This is a genomic window from Microbulbifer maximicatervae (SeqCode) (assembly GCF_052467825.1).
Genome location: NZ_CP174327.1, coordinates 2569333 through 2587873, shown reverse-complemented (window position 1 = coordinate 2587873; position 18541 = coordinate 2569333). Strand labels below are relative to the sequence as shown.

Below are 18541 nucleotides of genomic sequence, written 5' to 3'. Positions count from 1 at the left end.
GTTGCCATTCGCTAGTAGTTAGCATTTAATGGGCCCCATTCAGCGGTGATCTTCCTAAAGGGGATTAGTCCACGCCCATACTGCCCGTACCAAGGCCAAGCTGCATCACCCCCTCGGGCCTGGACCTCACTACGCTCGGCCGCTGTTGGCGGCATTGGATTTCTGCTCATCGGAGATAGGGAATGTCAACGAGAAAAATCTCCAAATATTATGACTCAACAGAACACAGTGATACTAGAGAAGATTTAATTTTTGCTCTTAGCGAAGTAAAAGGAAGAAAGGTTGCTGTTGATTGTGGCTGTGGAGCAGGATCAGATATCGCTTATTTGCGCGGTAAAGATTTCACAGTTCATGCCTTTGATATCGAAAATGAATCTATATCTAGATGTCGTAAACGATTCCAAGATGATGAGCAGGTTATTCTATCAAGGGATAGTTTTAATACTTTTAATTATCCTGAGTCGTCACTGGTAGTTGCTGATGCCAGTCTTTTCTTTTGTCCTGAAAAAGATTTTGAGTCAGTTTGGTTGAAAATAACTAACTCTTTGATAGAGGGTGGAATCTTTTGTGGTTCATTCCTAGGGCCGAAAGACACGATGGCTGGGCCTGAGTATGATAAGGAAGCATTTTGGAGTGATACCTTAGTTATGAATGAATCGAAGATAAGAAAACACCTCAGTAACTTTGAGCTATTAAAGTGGACTGAACATGACCTTTCAGGAGAAACTACAGATGGTACACCGCATCATTGGCATATATTCTCCATCGTAGCGAAAAGAAAATCTAAATCGGGTAGCCGGTAGTTTCTAGCCCCCCATTCCACCCATCGTGCGGCTCCGCAATTGGCGGTTCCCTATCCGTAATGAATCTCCGTTTTACTAGCGGCTTCCTCTCCACAAGATCTCTCAGTGCTGCAGTTGCCATTCGCTAGTAGTTAGCATTTAATGGAACCCATTGAACGGTATTCTTCCTACAGCGGGCTGTAACCCCATTAATCCACGCCTATGCTAGGTGTACCAACTGGCTGCTGGACTCGGCACTGTGTGCTTCTTCGACGCGCCAGGCGTTAAACACACGCAAGATTAGGAGCCCTCTCCGTTTTATCGCGGCTGCTGAACCCGATAATTGATAGAGGAAAGAATAATGGATGATTTAAGAAGCAGGGCTGCGAGAAGATCCAAGACCAAAGCTAAGCCCCATAAGAATAGTGCTAGAACTGAAAATCCATGGATTTCGGAGAAAAACTGGAAGTTGATGTATACACGCTCTGAAAAGCTTCGTAGAGCTAAGCAATTAGGGATCGAGTACCCCAAGCGAACTATACTTCAAATCCTAAATACTGAGTTTCCTGAGAAAGATTAAGATATGCGAAATCTCTTATTCATATGTAGCCGGAATCAGTGGCGTAGTCCTACAGCTGAAGCCATTTGGAGAAAACACCCTGATTTCAACGCTAAATCTGCGGGTACCAGCCCGCGAGCTAAAAAAACAGTCAGCTCAGCGGATGTTCGCTGGGCTGACGTGATATTCGTCATGGAACAAAAGCATAAAAATAGGCTAATGGCAGAATTCTCTAGAATCCTGGATCATAAGCCAGTTCATGTCTTAGATATCCCAGATGAATACAAGTACATGGACTCAGAGTTAGTTCAAGAATTAGAATCGGTTGTTGGGGCATACTTGGAGAGTTAGTGCCGAGGTTCAGTCCTTAACAAATTTAGGTAAGCTGAAAAATTACTACACCTGCGGTTCCGCAGTTTCCCTCTGCTAAAAACGGTAGGTGCGTAATATCGACAACCTCGTTGAGACATAATAATGAAGAAACTCAAAAACGAAAAAGAGTTAGTGAAAAAGGCTATAGCACTCGGTACTGCATATGGCACCAAGCGAGGAGTTGTCGAGTTCGAAGCTACCGATTCAGCTCACGAGAAACTCGAATATATTTACCGTCTTTTAGTTCACGATAAAGTAATTCAACCGCTTCCAGAAGACAAGATATCACAGAAGGCAATCATGCATAGGTTGGCAATTTGGGCTTCAAAGTACTGAGCGCTCTAATAGGATTTTCAACTAAATCAAGTAGTCACTAGTGTCTAGCGAACCGCCCGATTCATACCGCCATCAGACAAGATACTTTGCCCATTGATGTATCGGGCTTCATGTGAAGCAAGAAAGACACAGGTCTGCCCGATTTCTTCGAACGTGGCAGTGCGCTGTGCGGGTATGGATCTGCGGGCAAACTCCGACAGGTTTACGTTTTCACAGAAGCCCGGCATTAAATTATTCATGCGAATATTATATCTTGCATAACGATCACCATAGAGCTTGGCAAAACTGTGTAAAGCGCCACGTAGCATGCTCATCGGATAAGGCGCTCTCGGCTCAACCGTATTCATTGAAGAAATATTGACGAATGCCCCTCCCCCCTGCTCGATATAAATCGGCGTGACGATACGGGCAAGCTTGACGACATTGAGCACGTACATATCGAGGCTCTCATGCCAGAGATCATCACTTAGCTCGAGCAGGGGGCCGTTGAAATCAGGATCGAACCCTACTGTTTTAATTTCTTCCGGCACCCCGCCACCATGGCCCATATTGCTAACGACGGCGTCGATACGGCCATAGGTTTGCATCGTGTCGTCGACCATTGCTTGCAGATCTGCGGTTTCGAGAACCGAACCCTGCCGCCCTATACCACCTAATTCCTTGGCCAGTGCAACACTGCGGTTGGAAGGGGACATCAACGAGACTTTGTAACCCGCCTTAGCCATTTCGCGGGCGCAGCCGGCACCAATTCCCTGACCAGTTCCAGTCATAATAGCAACTCTTGTTTCGGACATTACGCTATCCTCTAGTGCAAATAATTCATGGGTGGAGATCAATATACGATCTTTAAAATTTGTAACAAAAGGATATAATTACATGTACTTATGAGTTTAATTCATACCAAAACACGATCTTTACCATCTTTGGCCGGCTTGCGTGGGTTTGAGGCTGCGGCAAGGCATATGAGTTTTACCGATGCTGCGAAGGAGTTGAGCGTTACGCAAACGGCGATCAGTCACCAAGTGAGAAATTTGGAGTCGAGACTGGGTGTAAAACTGTTCCATCGTACGGGAAAGTCGATTTCTCTTACCGATGCCGGGAAAAAGCTGTTATCCGAAGCCAGTGCATGTTTTGATCGACTCGAAAATACGCTCCACCTCATCAAAGCCGAGAGTCAATCTCCGGTGGTAACCGTGAGCGTAACCCCCAGTTTTGCCAGCAAATGGTTAATACAGAGGTTAGGTAACTTCTGGAGAGCCTACCCTGATATACAGTTGAATGTTCACCATACCCTGGCTCTCGCCAATTTCACTAACGATGGCGTCGATATTTCCATTCGAGCTGGTAATGGAAACTGGCAAGGCTCAGTGACCAGGCTTTCGTTGCCGCTCGATTTAAGCCCGATTTGCCACCCTTCACTGCTTAACGGCAAAAATCCTTTGAAAGAGCCTTCCGACCTCAAGCATCAAACCTTACTGCATGAAGATAATTTTGACGATTGGGCATCGTGGCTCAAAGCAGCCGGGGTCGACGATGTCGATCCGCGATCAGGTAGCGTCATGAATGATGGTAACTCTCTCGCAATTGCCGTCGAAAACTGCCAGGGCGTTGCACTGGGCCGAATATCTCTAATCGAGGATGACTTAAAATCTGGAAGAATCGTAAAACCATTCGACGTGAGTATTGATTCCAACTTTTCTTATTATCTTGTCTGCCCATACGAAAAACTTGATACTCCTGGAGTACAGGCTTTTCGTAACTTTATACTCAGCGAGGTAAATCAAGCTGTTCAACGCAAGCCCGGAGAGGGATAAGGTATCGCTCAACAACAATCAATTAGCTGGACATGGCAAAGCTTTACCGGTAACCCCAAACGTTAATGGCTTCATGCAAATTGGAATTGGATTGATAATTCGGAATACATAATTGTGGCATCCAACTTTAAATAGTTTGTAGTTACTACAAGTACCTATCTAAACTTTAACTCCCACTTTTAAAAAAAAACTCCCTGAAAACTGGTACCACAGTTTCATTCAAGTGCTTTCGTTTTAAGTCAACAAGCCCTACGACCTTGCTACGCCATCATAGAAAGCCCATAAGAGTTAATTGGCGGGAAAAGTATGGTATTTTCCTCTGTGAATTTATATGGCAGTGGCCAGCCAACGTAGGCTGCTAAAAGCAAGTAGGTTATTCAGGGCACTCCATCTATAACTAGGCAAGACAAAGTCGCCTAACCGTAGGCTGGGATGGGCTGTCTGCTCACCCTTTTGACGATTCTTGCTGGCAACATTGAGTGCCATTAAGCCCTAAATTATGATTACTTACTATTTAGAAATGAAGCCAAAAAGTAAACTTATTTCTAAACCCCGCCCACAGGATACCGAAATTGTAGAAGCTAAAATGAAATATTTCATATTCGATAAATTCCACTATCAATTAATTGGAGAAAGTTAGAGCTGGAATAATAAACTGTCTCAGACGAGTGATGAATGGAGGTCTTACGCAGAAGTAAATAACCTCAGAAGTTAAGTGGCTCACATTAAAGGCTGTATCGCTGGATACTATATGCTTCAGTATCAAAGCAATGGGAATGTTGAATTAGTGTACTTTGGCTTAGTTTCAGATTTTATAGGTAAAGGATATGGTGGTTATCTGATATGCCATGCTATACAGTCAGTATGGTTATATCCGCGAGTATCAAGAGTATCGGTTCATACTTGTACTTTAGATCACCCTAGTGCTCTTAGTAACTACAAAGTCCGAGGCTTCAGTGTATATAGTGGAGTTCACAATTAACAAGCAGCCCTAGCAAGTTCCATCCGTACAAAACGCGTCCTTTACTAGACTCCCTATTTATTACACCGGTCATCTTTTAGTTGGATGTTATCTTTCTCTATGACTAGCGACCTAGGAGAAATATCTGAATCGTTGACCTAAAAAGTATCATCCACAATTGCTATTACAACTACATTCTTATCCAACTCCAGAACAAATTTGGCTCGCTAGATTGAAGTTCCGACCTGAGGGAGATGATCTTATCTGCTTGCTTGAGGGGGATTTCCTCGAGCATAGCAAAGTTCTTGCCGAAGATATTAGAAGTCGCGTCATGGCGTAGCTGTGAGGCTCGTTAGTAATTTTGTACTAGTAAGTTTCTTCTAATTACTGAAACTGAGCTAGGTAAGGCAACGTGGAAAACTATCGAAGAGTTTCTCGATCACTACTAGAAGTATCTTTCGGAGTTTACGACCTATGAAATCACAAAAGAAATATTGCAATTCATGGCAGCAAGGGCGCTTCGGGTCGTAAGCAGCTCCTCTGATTGTTCAGCCGGACGGTAGTAATCCCAGAATAGTATTTATCACGTATAAGGAAAGATTACTTAGCTGCATGTAATAACTACCCTTGTTTAAACTGCAAGTAGATCATCTTGCATCTCCCTAAATAACTCATTTGGTCACCACCGTCCTCAACTCACTCATGCCTTACTATTCAGACAATCGATTTCAATTGAACCGGCTAATCTGTTACTTTATTAAAGGAAAATACTGTCGAATGACGCTTTTTATATTCCTATTAACCCGGTTCTCACAAGGTGAATATGGGTAAGTACAAACACATCAGCCTCTCAGCAATCCGAAATCGTTTTATGACCGACCAGTTCAAGACCATTTACGTATTTTAATACGTTTTGAATTCTACTTTGAAAGCTCACCATATAACTAATCGCCGCTTCAGCTAGCAAGTCTGAGCATTTACCCGCTACCTAACAATAATTGTAAATAACGTCTTGCGTTCAACCGTAGCCATCAAAGCTCTACTGCATCCCTTCCTTATAATGGTATCTCACCCATTCGATCTACCCGATCAACTGTAGTTGGTCGCTCATCTATGCTTGCACTTTTCATGATTTTTTCACGTCGAACATACTAACCGTAACGATTGAAGTAGGATATGCTTCAATCCTAAGATGCTTGCAAAAGTCTCAGCCACTGTTCCAATCTAAGAAAATTAGCTGATAGATCGTCTTATGATGTAACGACAGCCCCATACATCTCTTTTAATGGTGTACAACCTGATGAGAGCATACTGCTTTCTGAGTAGATCATCTATTTGTTGTCACACCCATTTAGTCACGTCTGTACTTTATACACTTACTAGTATCTTAAGTCTGCAAGCCTATATGTTTGCCCTGGGTGGTGTCCTCACAAGCCTGTTTTGCCCCGCAGCTCTCTACTTAACGTCTAAGGATGCCTCTCTAACAATTTAGCTATTACTTCCTGTAAGTGTCCGGCTTTTCTTAGGCTGTAAATCTGGTATCGTTCGTTATCGCTCGGTTCGCAGTAGCTCATCAATACATTTCTCTTAGACGGGGGAGGTGTCGAATCTACCAGATGAACCGTCCTTACCAATTGCACTTATTGTCTGGAACCAGGTAAGAAAAATGATGATGATCAGATTTTTTTTGTTGTTTATTTTGGTGATTTTTTCGCCGCTGTCTGTATATGCAAAAGACCTTAATAAGGGGCTTTTGTATCTGTCGGCGAACGGAAGCCCCGGGCAAGTTAGAAAAATTATTAAGCAAGGCGCAGACCCAAATCATGTCGATGAAAATGGAGTCACGGCATTGTCATTGGCTTCATATTATGGCATGGAAAGCAATGTAAAAGTCCTCATCAAGGCAGGGGCAGAGGTAAACTTTCTGAATGATGGAGAACTAGGAGCCTTGGGCGTGGCTATTAATCAGAGTAAAAATGAAGTGGTGGAAATTTTACTAAAAGCCGGCGCACGTCCTAATCATTCTCGTCTATTACTATCACCAATGTACACGGCTATGAAGGCCGACAATCTGAAGGCCGCTCAATTACTTCTGGACTCTGGAGTTGAGTTAAATACAAGGGAGGTTTCTGATGATGAAAGCCAGTATGTACTCCACTTTGGCCTTGAGATTATGCTAGATGAGGAGATTTCTGACGAAATGGCTTCTTTACTACTAAAGAATGGGTTGGAATTGCAAGAGTTCCTGGATAAAAAAGAAACACTACCAGTTCTAAAATATCTTATCAGCGAGAATAATAACCTCGGCCTACGCAGAGCGCTTAGCTGGGGGTTGAATCCAAATGTCACTTTTGAGGATGGCTCTACACCGCTGCATTTTGCAATTAGAGACTTTGACACTTACAGCCTCGAAATTCTTCTTAGCTGCAAGGAGATAGAAAATGCTCCAGATAAATACGGTATAACCCCATTAGGCTTGGCACGGGCTGAATACTTTGAAGAAGCTGTAAAGATGCTGGAGAATCGATTTCAGTAAATTTCAGTGTGAATTTGTGGAATATAAATGGAACGCAAATCGTCACTGTTCAATTAGGGGCTCTGATGCCTACAAATATAGATGGGAGTGGTCCTTGCCCCTATAATTGATGACCAAACAGCCGCTCTAGAGTTAGTACCAACCAGAATTCTAGAGTTAATTGGTAAAGGTGACACAGACAGAGGAGATACTGGGCCAAAAGCTAAGAGCCCACACCTTACTACCTTGCGGAGGGCGTTTAACAAAATTTCTACTGTTAAAGATTGTTGAATTTCCTATGTTTTAGATGCACTTAAAACTGCAATCAAACTCGAAGGTATGGCTGGTAAAGAAGGTAGTGGGAGCCCAGTGTTAATAAACGAAGACCAAGAATGGAAACTAGCGGGTGTAGTTGCTTGGGATTCAAGCGAAAGAGATTTACGTACCTATCACGGGGGGCTACGGAGATACAGGCTATAACGTCCGTGCGTCATATTACATCAACTGAATAGAAAATGCGATCTCCTCTCGTGCACTTGAGCAAGATTAATAAAGGGTAACAAACCATTACATTGAAATTATTCAAAGCTATGCATCTATTTATATCGGTTCGTTTCGGTACCGTTTTGGCATGATCAGTGCCTCACTAATTGATCGCGCCTGAATGTGGTGTTAAGTATAAGACTTACCCACGTTTGGTAGACATCCTGTATAGTTAGGTTTTGGTCTAACATGGATTTGCACCTTGGATAAAAACTCAATTGTATGCTTTGAGGTTGTACATTAAATGTTTCTTCGCTTCTTTCTTGGTTATTTAATTTTAGGAATCTGCTTACCATTACATGCTGAAATTTACAAGTGGATTGATGAGAATGGAAAAGTTCACTTTGGTGATCGTAAGCTTAATGAAATAGACCAGGAGGTCCTTGTTTTAGATGAGTTTAAATCTGAATGGTCACCATTTGATATCAGCGTTAAATCGATGGGTGTAAATATTACGCCAGAAGAGCATAAACATATTGTGGACGGGGTAAATTATATTTATGAATTTTTTGATCGAGTTCTGTATTTTGATATGTATAAAACTGTACCAGTTAACATATTGATACTCAAGGATAAAAAAGAGTACAGAAAATATTTAATAAAAAACAATCGTAGTAATTTAACTTCATCTTATGGCGTTTATTTCCCAAAGGAAAATCAAATAATTGTCTACATTAGAGAAGACAGAAAAGGTACCTTCAGAACAATAAGACATGAAGTGAGTCACGCAATAGTTGATACAATTATGCCATACGCTCCTGCTTGGCTAAATGAAGGATTGGCAGAACAAATGGAGACATTAGGTCGAAAAAAATCAGGGCTTTACATTGCGCCCCATAAAGGCAATAGGGAGATCGTAGATCGAGCAGAAAGAAATAGGAATTTAACCAATATTTCTGTATTCTTAAAACTACCAAGTAGTGAGTGGCGCCACACGTTAACGAATAAGGAAAAGAGCTTACAAAGTCAAGCAGGTCAATTCGTTTATTTCTTACTCTCTACACCGCCAAATCGTAGCTTTGTCATTCGATTAATGCATGAGTTCGAGCGAGGAAATCGTAAATTATCTTATTATCTTGTCAACGATAATTATATTGGAGGAGCTAAGGCGCTAGAGGTTACATGGCAAAATTGGATAAAGAATCAAAGTAAAGACATAATTGAGTTTCTTTAACTAAACTCCTACAGCTAGCTACATAACAAGTGGGTATGGTTGTTCATCAAAATTTAAACCATACTTTCACTTTAATAGACATTACTTTTTACCGGGACATCCAGGATTATTAGCTACTTTCTCAGGCAAACAATAAGGGCAACCTTTCTAGGTTTATCAACCTCCAACAGTCGCTTATACATCAGCAATAATTTGGGATAATGTTGTATGGCCGACATGATATAGGGAAACAGAACCGTATATACGCGATGCCTTCCCTCTCAAATGTATCGTTTACTATGAAAGCTACTGCTATCACGGTTCATTGGCACGATACTTATAAGTGCTAAAGTTTCCTTACCGTTCAATTTTCCAATCTGTAAGTTCGCTCGCCGATATGTAAGCCTATACATTGCGGAATCCTTTGGCGATTAGCAAAAGCCATGCCTTTTTCGCCATTCATAAACACAGTAAACAAGTTTGTCCGGCAGCTTTTCGGTTCCTTGTAATCCTTTCTTAATACTGTTTAGACAGGATTTAGAATTATCCATTAAGATGATTTAGGCAATAAATTATTCACGGATTTTATTCTTATTAAAGGCTATTCTTCAGATTTTTCAGAGACAAGTGTAGAGTCGAATTTATTGACATTTATTCAAGGGCTGGCAATGATAAAACACAGCTAGATTAAACAAACTTACGCAACTGATCGTCAGGCTGGGCGACCAATACTATACTCTGCCCGCCCTTACTGACAAAGTTATATGTTATTATGAAGAAACTGCTAGTTTCCCTAATGCCTATCAACGCCATTGCGCATAACAGAAAATTTAGCATTCCCGGCTTCAATGAGTGGCATTGATCAAACAGTTCGATTGACCTTGTCTGTATTGCTTTTCCGCCATCTTTCGCGAAGTCTTAAAGCATGTCAGATGACGCCGTTTTTCTCAGTGACACGTCATTAGCATCTCCCATGGAGATATACTCCTGTTGATTGCTAATTTTTTCAGATCAATCAACTAGATGCGCCTACATATCTCTATCTAATACACCATAACTGGTCATATCTTATTGGTCTCTGATATTCCTCTTTGCGTTGGAGAGACATTATTGCTGTCTTCCTCATCTGAAAAATCAAGGCGAGTCAGTTTCGTATTCAAGGTTATAACAACCGCTAAAACGGCCAATAGGACAGTAGCTGGTAAAGCGGTGCTGAGCGCTTGCCCGGCCAGTAGGTGCGATCCCGAAGCCCCGATCAGAGCTATCGAGAAGCCTGCATATCCCCACTGTTTAAGTGTTTTGAACTTTGGTTGAAGAATTGCAATCGCGCCAATCAAATAGGCGGTTCCTAAGATTTTCAACAAATAAAGCGGGTAGCCTAAATCAACCGTTGCCTGAACAATGGCTTCCTGTCCTGTTAGTTTGGCCATGCCTGATATCATCATCAGCACCGCGAACATAGATGAGACCACGTAAAAGATGACTACCTGTTTTCTCATGAAGGGAACCCTATTTCGTTAAATGACGAGCACAGACTAGCTGTTCTCTTGTTGCAGTTATATAGACAAAAAGGCAAACTTCCATTGCATGAATGCAACGTCAGGGTAATGTCATGGATTGGAACGATTTGAAGGTCGTTATCGCGCTTGCAGAGAAAGGAACCTTAAAGGCGGCTTCTAGGCAGTTGAATGTTAATTCAACCACTGTTTGGAGGCGGATCCAGCAGCTTGAAAGCGATCTTTCAACGCAGCTATTTATTGTTAGTCGTCGCGGCTACCAACTGACTGAGGCGGGGCGAACTGTTTTGGATAGTGCCAAACGAATGGAGTCATTGGCCGATGGCATCCTCATTCAAAGTTCTCTGCAACATGATAAAGTTCAAGGTTTAATTCGTGTTACCGCACCCTCAACAATGGCAACGACCACTTTGCCCGAGTGGGTTAGTGAATTCCGGAGGTCATTCCCCGACGTTGAGTTTGAGATCCTTGAAAGTGAGCAGGCTCTGGATATCGAGCATCGCGATGCGGACATTGCCATTAGGGCAAGTCATACAGCACCGGAAAACCTTATTGCACGTAAAATGAGAGATGTAAACTTAAGCATCTATGCTTCTGAAGACTTTTTGAAAGTTAGTGGGTATAACGCTCCTTTCAAGTTGTCCGAAATTGAACGCTTAACAGCTATTGACTACGTGCACTTAGACAACCCAGCAGTGCACTGGTATCAGAAACGAATTAAACACAACGCTAAATCCATACATTGTAATTCTATCACTACAGCATTGAACGCTGCGCTTAATGATCAAGGGATAGCCTTGTTACCAACTGATGACTCATACGTTCTAGTTGAACTCTATCAACTGGACGCTAAGTACAACTCATCTTTGTGGATTCTTGCTAATAAGGATCTGAGAAACACAGCACGTATCAAGGCTTTTTGGGATTTCTTAATTACTAAAATGGAAAATTATAAAGTTCAATGATTTGCATGTTCCTATGCATGGAACTATCAGGGGGAGATAAAATCCTATGTATGACGATATGTTACAACACCAAAGGTTCCTCTATCTCTTCTTCATTCTCTTGTCATCTTATTTTTCCGCCTCAAGTCCAAACCTGACTATGCAATTTACGCTTAATAGGTTTCTGATAATTCCCTGTTTATGCGGGCTTTGATAGGCTGGCTATCAAACAATATGTTACAAATCAAGGGCTTCGGTTACCATTGAATATGGGCTTTAATTTCCCGCTAACAAAAAGGAATTCAGTATAAGAATCAGGCAAGAACAACCATACAAAGCCAAGCACGATCGCAAGAACAAGTATTTGTTGGACCACCACCATTTTGCAGCCATGCTCCATATTGATTGGCGCTTGCTGTACAAGCAAGAATTTGGAATTATCAAGCAATGTCAGGAATACTAGAACTAGAGCGTCTTTTGAGCGAAATGAATCCCGAACTTATTGAAGATGAATTTGTATTTTGCACTGTTTCAGGCTCATTAGCTCAATATATTGAATGGAACCCACTTGCGAGCTTCAACGAAAAAGAAGGATTAACACTTGTCTTAACAAAAGGTATCGCAAGCCGTGAGGGGTTGCAGTTTAAGAATACTTATAAGCAAATAACTTTAACCGTACATTCTAGTTTAGAGGCTGTTGGATTAATAGCCGCTGTTTCAAACAAACTGGCTTCTAAGGGTATTAGCGCAAATGTAATTGCAGCATACTTCCATGACCATATTTTTGTACAATCAGAAAAAGCAAAGGAAGCGTTAATTGCATTGAAAGAAGTCGGCAAAAACGGCTTATAAGTGCTCCAACAAGGGCATATACTGGCTGACTACTACGCTGCGTGTCAGATTTTGACCACCTCGTATATGCCTATTAAGCAGATGTTAAGATTTTAGGAATGAGAAAGTATGGCAAAGGAAATTGAGCGGAAGTTCTTAGTAGATAAAAAGGCTATTGCTTCTTTTACAGGTGGAAAGAGAATCAAACAAGCCTATGTAAGTACGAAGTCCAAAGCTGTAGTCAGAGTTCGCGTAACCGGAGATCATGCATATCTAACATTGAAAGGTGAAAGTAAAGGAATTACACGGACTGAGTTTGAGTATCCAATACCCTTTGAAGACGCAAATGAAATGATTACTGAGCTATGTGATGGTCCCCTCATAGATAAAACGAGGTTCATAGTAGAGTACGAAAAACACACTTGGGAAATAGATATCTTTCATGGGGATAATGACGGCTTGATTGTTGCTGAGGTCGAGATGCAAAGTGAATCTGAGAGTGTGAAGTTGCCGGAGTGGATTGATAAAGAGGTTACTGGAGATCCAAAATATTACAATTCCAATTTATTAGATTTTCCATTTAAAGATTGGGACAAATCATAACTAGAACGTGCACAACATTGACACATGCTTCGCTGAGCTAATCACAAAATAAATTCTGTATTTTCCTCGGCTCATCGAGGCATCATGAGTAAATCACTATGAATCCAGCCATAGAAGGGTTCCGTAGGTACAAACTTCAATGTAACGCAAGCGATGTGTACCTTGTTAGAAATACTGAGAAGAATTGGATAAATGTACTCGCTTGGCCAAACTACCTCTCTCATGACAAATGGAAGCTCCCATACAGAGCCGCAAGTGGAGTGCACTATGATGGAATTATTAGGTGCCAAACAAATCAATAACATCACATTCTAATTCCAGTACAGCGTAACCCTAAAATTCCGATCTGCTTTTAATCAGAGGAATAGTTTAATAGCAATAGGACCCTCCTTCATCTTCTGAAAACTGGCGCACATTTTCATTTATTCAGCTGTCGCAAGACATTACATAACCCTACCGAATAAAAAGTATACACATAAGAATTAAACGTTCCTTCGCACCACTGGCGCTATCTCCCGCAACGATTTATAAATCAGACAAGCGAATAGGATTACCGACAACTAAAAAATTTCTCAGAAAAGCAATAATCGTTTTTCAAATTATCTCTTCTTGCGTGAGAGCACCCCCAAAATCAGAATTCTTGATTTGCCCTTTTACTGCAAGACCAGTGATTGATACGGGCTTCGCCCGCAGAAACATGGGAGAGCGAAGTTGAATTACCCGGATCAGTTCACTCCTCAGATTTGGCCATTGATTGTTTATTGCCTGGCCGTATTTGCCCTAATTACCTTAATGCTCAGCCTTTCCTATTTTCTCGGTCAAAAACGCAGAGATCCGGCTACCGATGAGCCCTATGAGTCAGGTATTGTTTCCCAGGGCAATGCGCGCCTGCGCCTCTCTGTCGCCTATTACCTTGTTGCCATCCTATTTATCGTCTTCGACCTGGAGGCGATTTACCTGTTTAGCTGGTCCATCGCATTTTATGAAACTGGCCTGCTCGGGTTTATCGAGGCGACCGTATTTATCGTGATACTGCTGGTGGGGCTTATTTATCTGTGGCGCCTGGGTGCACTTGACTGGGGCGGATACCAGAAGAGTTTGGAGAAACGCCAAAAACCCCGATAACAACAATGAGAATTCATAATGCGCTGGAAGCTGAGCAAAGCCGACGACCTGATTGCCACTGAACGCGGTAATCCTTCTGAAGAAATAAGCACTCAAGATTTAGAAAAAAATATTCTCCTTACCAAACTTGAAGAGCTGGTTTCCTGGGGTCGTTCAAACTCCCTATGGCCATTTAACTTCGGGCTGTCCTGTTGCTATGTAGAAATGGCCACCGCCTTCACCAGCCGCCACGACATCTCCCGCTTTGGCGCTGAGGTCATCCGTGCAACCCCGCGACAAGCGGATTTAATTGTAATTTCAGGGACAGTTTTCCTGAAAATGGCACCAGTGGTACAGCGACTCTACGAGCAAATGATCGAACCCCGTTGGGTCATCTCCATGGGTTCCTGCGCAAATTCCGGCGGTATGTACGATATCTACAGTGTGGTTCAGGGAGTCGATAAGTTTCTCCCGGTCGATGTTTATGTGCCCGGCTGTCCACCACGCCCAGAGGCTCTACTGCAGGGATTGACCTTGCTGCAAAAGTCGGTGGCTGCGGAGAGACGAGCCTTCAGCTGGGTTGTGGATGATCAAGGAGCTCACAAGGTTCCAAAGCCCAGTCAGCGTGATCTCCATAGGGAGGAACGTATGAAAGCTGACATGCTACGTGCGCCCGACAGTGTTTAGGCTTCATGGAATAAGAAAAAAACAACGGAATAGCCAATGACTGGCGTAATTGCGAAAACTGTCCACACAGCAACTCCCTACAGGAAAGCAGCAGAGGCATTTATTCGGGACCTCGACACCGGATATAAGCTTCACTCGTTCTGGTGGCAGCCACACTGTGATGATATGCCCACACTGTGGATCGAGAAACATGCCTTGATCCCTCTTTTACTCTTTCTCAAGCGGGATATCACCCAGCCATTTGAAATGCTGTATGACCTGAGTGCTATCGACGAACGGCTGCGGGTCAACCGTGGGGAGGGAACCGAAAAACAGCCTTCCAGCGATTTCACCCTGGTATATCAACTACTTTCATTTACCCGCAATTTATTTATTCGTATCAAGGTGGCTCTTCCCGAGAGTGATCTGAGCGCACCGACTATTACTGCCGTTTGGGAGAATGCCAACTGGTATGAACGGGAAGTGTGGGATCTATTCGGTATCGACTTTCCCGGTCATCCCCATTTACAGAGAATCATGATGCCCCTGACCTGGAAGGGGCATCCACTGCGCAAGGATCATCACGCCCGAGCTACCGAAGTCGACCCATTTAGTCTGTCAGAAGAGAAAGAGCGCAAAGAACAAGACGCCCTGCTGTTCCGGCCGGAAGATTGGGGCATGGCCAGGAGTAATGAAGACTCAGAGTTTATGTTCCTCAACCTGGGCCCGAATCACCCCAGTGTGCATGGGGTATTCCGTGTAGCCCTTCAGCTGGATGGTGAACAAATTATCGATGCAGTGCCAGATATCGGTTACCACCATCGCGGTGCAGAGAAGATGGCCGAGCGCCAGGCCTGGCATACCTATGTGCCCTACACCGACCGTATCGATTACCTCGGCGGTGTCATGAACAACCTGCCCTATGTGATGGCACTGGAGCAACTCGCCGGCATTAAGGTCCCTGAACGCGCACAGATGATACGGGTGATGATGTGCGAGTTCTTCCGCATATCCAGCCACCTGGTATTTTTTGGCACCTTTGCCCAGGACGTGGGGCAGATGTCTCCCGTGTTCTATATGTTTATCGATAGGGAAAAACTGTTTGGAATAGTTGAGGCCATTACCGGCGGCAGAATGCACCCGGCATGGTTCCGTATCGGCGGAGTAGCGCAGGACTTACCCCAAGGTTGGGACAAGATGGTGCGGGAATTTCTCGACTATATGCCCGCACGCTTAGCCGATTACGACGGCATGGTCATTAAAAATAAACTCCTGCAACGCCGTACCCGTGGCATTGGTGTCTACGATACGGCGGAGGCGTTTGAGTGGGGGGTTACCGGGCCAGGGCTTCGCGCCACGGGCCTGGATTGGGATCTGCGCAAAAAGCGTCCTTACAGCGGCTATGATCAGTTCGAGTTCGAGATTCCCAGCTACGATGGTGGGGACTGTTTCGACCGCTGCCGGGTCCGGGTGGATGAGATTTGGCAGAGCCTGCGGATTATCCGCCAGTGCCTGGAAAATATGCCGGCAGGCCCTTATAAGTCGGACCACCCTTTGACTACCCCTCCGCGAAAGGGGCGCACCATGGAGGATATCGAGACTTTAATTCAGCACTTTGTGAATAACAGCTGGGGACCGGTAATGCCAGCCGGCGAAGTGTGTTATCCCATTGAGGCCACCAAAGGTATCAACAGCTACCAGATCGTTAGTGATGGGGGGACCACCTCATACAGGACCCGAATTCGCACCCCTTCATTCCCACACCTGCAAATGATTCCGTTGATGTCCAACGGACTGTTGATTGCTGACCTTATTGCCATTATTGCCAGCATCGACTTCGTCATGGCGGATGTGGACAGATAACAATAAAAAACTACGGCAGGCACAGGGCCGTACAGCAGCGGAGTAGAAAAGTGCACGGAAATACACCCAGCGTTTCAGCCACCGCACACACAGATGGCAGCAGCGCCTCAACGACACCTCCGCAAGTTCTATCTCGGGGGCGACTATGTCCAGCTTATTAGAACCGGAATTGATTGAAGTAATGGAGCAAGGCAATAGCAACTCAGCAGACAACCAGGTGACCTTAACAGTACAAGAAAAAGAGGAAATTGATCAGGAAGCCACCCACTACCACGAGAAAACTTCAGTGGGGCTCGAGGCGTTGCGGATTGTACAGAAACATCGCGGCTGGATTTCCGACGAGAGCCTCCAGGCAATTTCCAATTATCTGGATATTCCCGTTGCAGAACTTGAGAGTGTCGCCACCTACTTCCAGTTGATTTTCCGCCAACCAGTAGGCAAGGAAGTGATCTACCTGTGCAAAAGCTCCAGCTGCTGGATTATGGGTTGCGATAATTTGCAGAAAAAAATATCTGAGCGCTTAAATATCCAGCCTGGAGAGACCTCCGAAGATGGGATTTTCACCCTGCTGGAAACGCCTTGCCTGGGAGATTGTGACAAAGCCCCAGTCCTTATGCTTGGCGAGGAAATGCACCGCCACTTGGATGAGAAAGGTATTGATGAATTAATCGATAAGAAGAAAAAATACCATGCTGACAAATCCACTGACTAAGAATATTTCCAGTGAAAATATTGCCGCCACTATTGAGCAATATGTGGAAAACGACGGCTACCAGGGCTGGCGCAAAGCCATCACCATGGTACCGGACGATATTATCAACGAAGTAAAAGATGCAGGCCTGCGCGGACGCGGTGGAGCGGGGTTTAACACTGGGCTGAAGTGGAGTTTTGTACCTAGGGGTAAAGATTCGCCCAAGCAGAAGTACGTTGTCTGTAACGCCGATGAAATGGAACCCGGCGCCTTCAAAGACCGATTGCTAATGGAGCGAGATCCTCACCTCCTTCTTGAGGGGATGGCTATAGCCGCCTATGCCATTGGCGCCTCTCACGCCTATATTTTTATTCGTGGTGAATACCACCTGGCTGCAAACCGTCTCGAACAGGCAATCGATGAAGCCAAGCAGCAGGGCATGATTGGCGAAAACATTTTCGACAGTGGCTTTAATCTGGAGATCTGCCTGCACCGCAGCGCCGGTAACTATATCTGTGGTGAAGAAACCGCACTGCTAAACGCCCTTGAAGGCAAGCGGGCCATTCCCCGTGCCAAGCCCCCCTTTCCACAGGTCAGCGGGCTTTGGGGCAAACCCACTGTCGTTAACAATGTAGAGACCTTGTGCAACCTCCCCCATTTAATTAGCCACGGCGTGGAGTGGTACAAAAACCTTAGCCGGGGTGACGATGCGGGAAGCAAAATATTTGGTGTTAGCGGCAAGGTTAATAATCCAGGGGCTTGGGAACTCCCAATGGGGACGCCCATTCGCGAAATTATTGAACAACATGCCGGTGGCATGAAAGATGGCCTGCAACTGAAGGGCATTCTTCCCGGCGGAGGGTCAACCGATTTCCTCGGCCCAGACCACCTCGACCTTCCCATGGATTACGACGTTATCGGCAAGGCCGGCAGCCGTATGGGGACCGGCACGATCACCGTGCTCGACGATAAAACCTGCCCCGTAGGCCTGGTGCTGAACTTGACCCAGTTCTTCGCTCGGGAATCCTGTGGCTGGTGTACCCCCTGCCGGGACGGCTTGCCCTGGGCCGTCAAAATTCTGGAGAGAATAGAGTCTGGCCAGGGGACTAAAGAAGACTTGGAACTCCTCAGGGAACAGTGCGAGCGTATTGGCCCCGGCAATACCTTTTGCGCCCTGGCTCCCGGCGCCGCCGAGCCTATACAAAGCGCGTTAAAACTCTTTGAGCAGGATTTTATCGACCATATTGAAGGCGGTTGTTGCCCCTATCAATAAATTAGCGCGACTAA

Annotated in this window: 15 protein-coding genes; 13 read left to right on the top strand and 2 right to left on the bottom strand. The window is 44.4% G+C overall.

Translation table 11 applies throughout. The features are described 5' to 3' along the window. The first annotated feature begins 182 nt into the window (after positions 1–182). Both ACJJII_RS11395 and ACJJII_RS11385 read left to right on the top strand, forming a co-directional pair. Entirely contained in the window at positions 183–803 is a 621-nt protein-coding gene (locus ACJJII_RS11395; protein ID WP_444919217.1) for a class I SAM-dependent methyltransferase, read from the top strand. Between the two features lie 1012 nt (positions 804–1815). After that, a complete protein-coding gene (locus tag ACJJII_RS11385; protein WP_413664607.1) occupies positions 1816–2049 on the top strand; it encodes a DUF5062 family protein in 234 nt (77 codons plus the stop codon). 44 nt (positions 2050–2093) lie between these two features. Here ACJJII_RS11385 and ACJJII_RS11380 read toward each other — a convergent pair whose 3' ends face one another. Beyond that, positions 2094–2819, bottom strand: a complete 726-nt coding sequence (locus tag ACJJII_RS11380; RefSeq protein WP_444919215.1) for an SDR family oxidoreductase — start codon at positions 2817–2819, stop codon at positions 2094–2096. Between the two features lie 114 nt (positions 2820–2933). Between ACJJII_RS11380 and gcvA the strand changes: the two genes are divergently transcribed. From gcvA to ACJJII_RS11365, 3 genes are all read left to right on the top strand, one after another. Beyond that, positions 2934–3863, top strand: a complete 930-nt coding sequence (gene gcvA / locus ACJJII_RS11375; protein WP_444919214.1) for a transcriptional regulator GcvA — start codon at positions 2934–2936, stop codon at positions 3861–3863. 2627 nt (positions 3864–6490) lie between these two features. After that, positions 6491–7360 carry an ankyrin repeat domain-containing protein gene (locus tag ACJJII_RS11370; RefSeq protein ID WP_444919213.1) on the top strand — a complete coding sequence of 290 codons (870 nt, stop codon included), beginning with the start codon at positions 6491–6493 and terminating at the stop codon, positions 7358–7360. Between the two features lie 766 nt (positions 7361–8126). Beyond that, a complete protein-coding gene (locus ACJJII_RS11365; protein ID WP_444919212.1) occupies positions 8127–9056 on the top strand; it encodes a DUF4124 domain-containing protein in 930 nt (309 codons plus the stop codon). 1040 nt (positions 9057–10096) lie between these two features. Here the strand turns inward: ACJJII_RS11365 and ACJJII_RS11360 are convergent. After that, positions 10097–10534, bottom strand: a complete 438-nt coding sequence (locus tag ACJJII_RS11360; protein ID WP_444919211.1) for a DoxX family protein — start codon at positions 10532–10534, stop codon at positions 10097–10099. 113 nt (positions 10535–10647) lie between these two features. Between ACJJII_RS11360 and ACJJII_RS11355 the strand changes: the two genes are divergently transcribed. From ACJJII_RS11355 to nuoF, 8 genes are all read left to right on the top strand, one after another. Continuing rightward, positions 10648–11517, top strand: a complete 870-nt coding sequence (locus ACJJII_RS11355) for a LysR family transcriptional regulator (RefSeq protein WP_444919210.1) — start codon at positions 10648–10650, stop codon at positions 11515–11517. A 426-nt stretch (positions 11518–11943) separates the two neighbouring features. Next, positions 11944–12348 carry an ACT domain-containing protein gene (locus ACJJII_RS11350; protein WP_444919209.1) on the top strand — a complete coding sequence of 135 codons (405 nt, stop codon included), beginning with the start codon at positions 11944–11946 and terminating at the stop codon, positions 12346–12348. Positions 12349–12456: 108 nt separating this feature from the next. Further along, positions 12457–12930 (top strand): CYTH domain-containing protein, encoded by a 474-nt coding sequence (locus ACJJII_RS11345; protein WP_444919208.1) that lies wholly within the window; start codon positions 12457–12459, stop codon positions 12928–12930. Positions 12931–13641: 711 nt separating this feature from the next. Next, positions 13642–14055: an NADH-quinone oxidoreductase subunit A gene (gene ndhC / locus ACJJII_RS11340; protein WP_282934024.1), complete on the top strand. Its 414-nt coding sequence runs from the start codon at positions 13642–13644 to the stop codon at positions 14053–14055. An 18-nt stretch (positions 14056–14073) separates the two neighbouring features. Next, on the top strand, positions 14074–14721 hold the full coding sequence (locus ACJJII_RS11335; RefSeq protein WP_444919207.1) for an NADH-quinone oxidoreductase subunit B: 648 nt from the start codon (positions 14074–14076) through the stop codon (positions 14719–14721). 36 nt (positions 14722–14757) lie between these two features. After that, on the top strand, positions 14758–16563 hold the full coding sequence (nuoC, locus tag ACJJII_RS11330) for an NADH-quinone oxidoreductase subunit C/D (RefSeq protein ID WP_413664590.1): 1806 nt from the start codon (positions 14758–14760) through the stop codon (positions 16561–16563). Positions 16564–16708: 145 nt separating this feature from the next. Continuing rightward, complete coding sequence (gene nuoE / locus ACJJII_RS11325; RefSeq protein WP_444919206.1) at positions 16709–17275, top strand: NADH-quinone oxidoreductase subunit NuoE; 567 nt, start codon at positions 16709–16711, stop codon at positions 17273–17275. After that, a complete protein-coding gene (gene nuoF, locus ACJJII_RS11320) occupies positions 17253–18527 on the top strand; it encodes an NADH-quinone oxidoreductase subunit NuoF (RefSeq protein WP_444919205.1) in 1275 nt (424 codons plus the stop codon). The genes nuoE and nuoF overlap by 23 nt, the downstream gene beginning before the upstream one ends. The last annotated feature ends 14 nt before the right edge of the window (positions 18528–18541 follow it).

Bases quoted from the DNA above. Each gene is read 5' to 3' on its own strand.
- ACJJII_RS11335 (WP_444919207.1), top strand. From the start codon at position 14,074: ATGCGCTGGAAGCTGAGCAAAGCCGACGACCTGATTGCCACTGAACGC.
- ACJJII_RS11365 (WP_444919212.1), top strand. From the start codon at position 8,127: ATGTTTCTTCGCTTCTTTCTTGGTTATTTAATTTTAGGAATCTGCTTA.
- ACJJII_RS11350 (WP_444919209.1), top strand. From the start codon at position 11,944: ATGTCAGGAATACTAGAACTAGAGCGTCTTTTGAGCGAAATGAATCCC.
- ACJJII_RS11360 (WP_444919211.1), bottom strand. From the start codon at position 10,534: ATGAGAAAACAGGTAGTCATCTTTTACGTGGTCTCATCTATGTTCGCG.
- gcvA (WP_444919214.1), top strand. From the start codon at position 2,934: ATGAGTTTAATTCATACCAAAACACGATCTTTACCATCTTTGGCCGGC.
- ACJJII_RS11345 (WP_444919208.1), top strand. From the start codon at position 12,457: ATGGCAAAGGAAATTGAGCGGAAGTTCTTAGTAGATAAAAAGGCTATT.
- ACJJII_RS11370 (WP_444919213.1), top strand. From the start codon at position 6,491: ATGATGATGATCAGATTTTTTTTGTTGTTTATTTTGGTGATTTTTTCG.
- nuoC (WP_413664590.1), top strand. From the start codon at position 14,758: ATGACTGGCGTAATTGCGAAAACTGTCCACACAGCAACTCCCTACAGG.
- ACJJII_RS11385 (WP_413664607.1), top strand. From the start codon at position 1,816: ATGAAGAAACTCAAAAACGAAAAAGAGTTAGTGAAAAAGGCTATAGCA.
- ACJJII_RS11395 (WP_444919217.1), top strand. From the start codon at position 183: ATGTCAACGAGAAAAATCTCCAAATATTATGACTCAACAGAACACAGT.
- nuoF (WP_444919205.1), top strand. From the start codon at position 17,253: ATGCTGACAAATCCACTGACTAAGAATATTTCCAGTGAAAATATTGCC.
- nuoE (WP_444919206.1), top strand. From the start codon at position 16,709: ATGTCCAGCTTATTAGAACCGGAATTGATTGAAGTAATGGAGCAAGGC.
- ACJJII_RS11380 (WP_444919215.1), bottom strand. From the start codon at position 2,819: ATGACTGGAACTGGTCAGGGAATTGGTGCCGGCTGCGCCCGCGAAATG.
- ACJJII_RS11355 (WP_444919210.1), top strand. From the start codon at position 10,648: ATGGATTGGAACGATTTGAAGGTCGTTATCGCGCTTGCAGAGAAAGGA.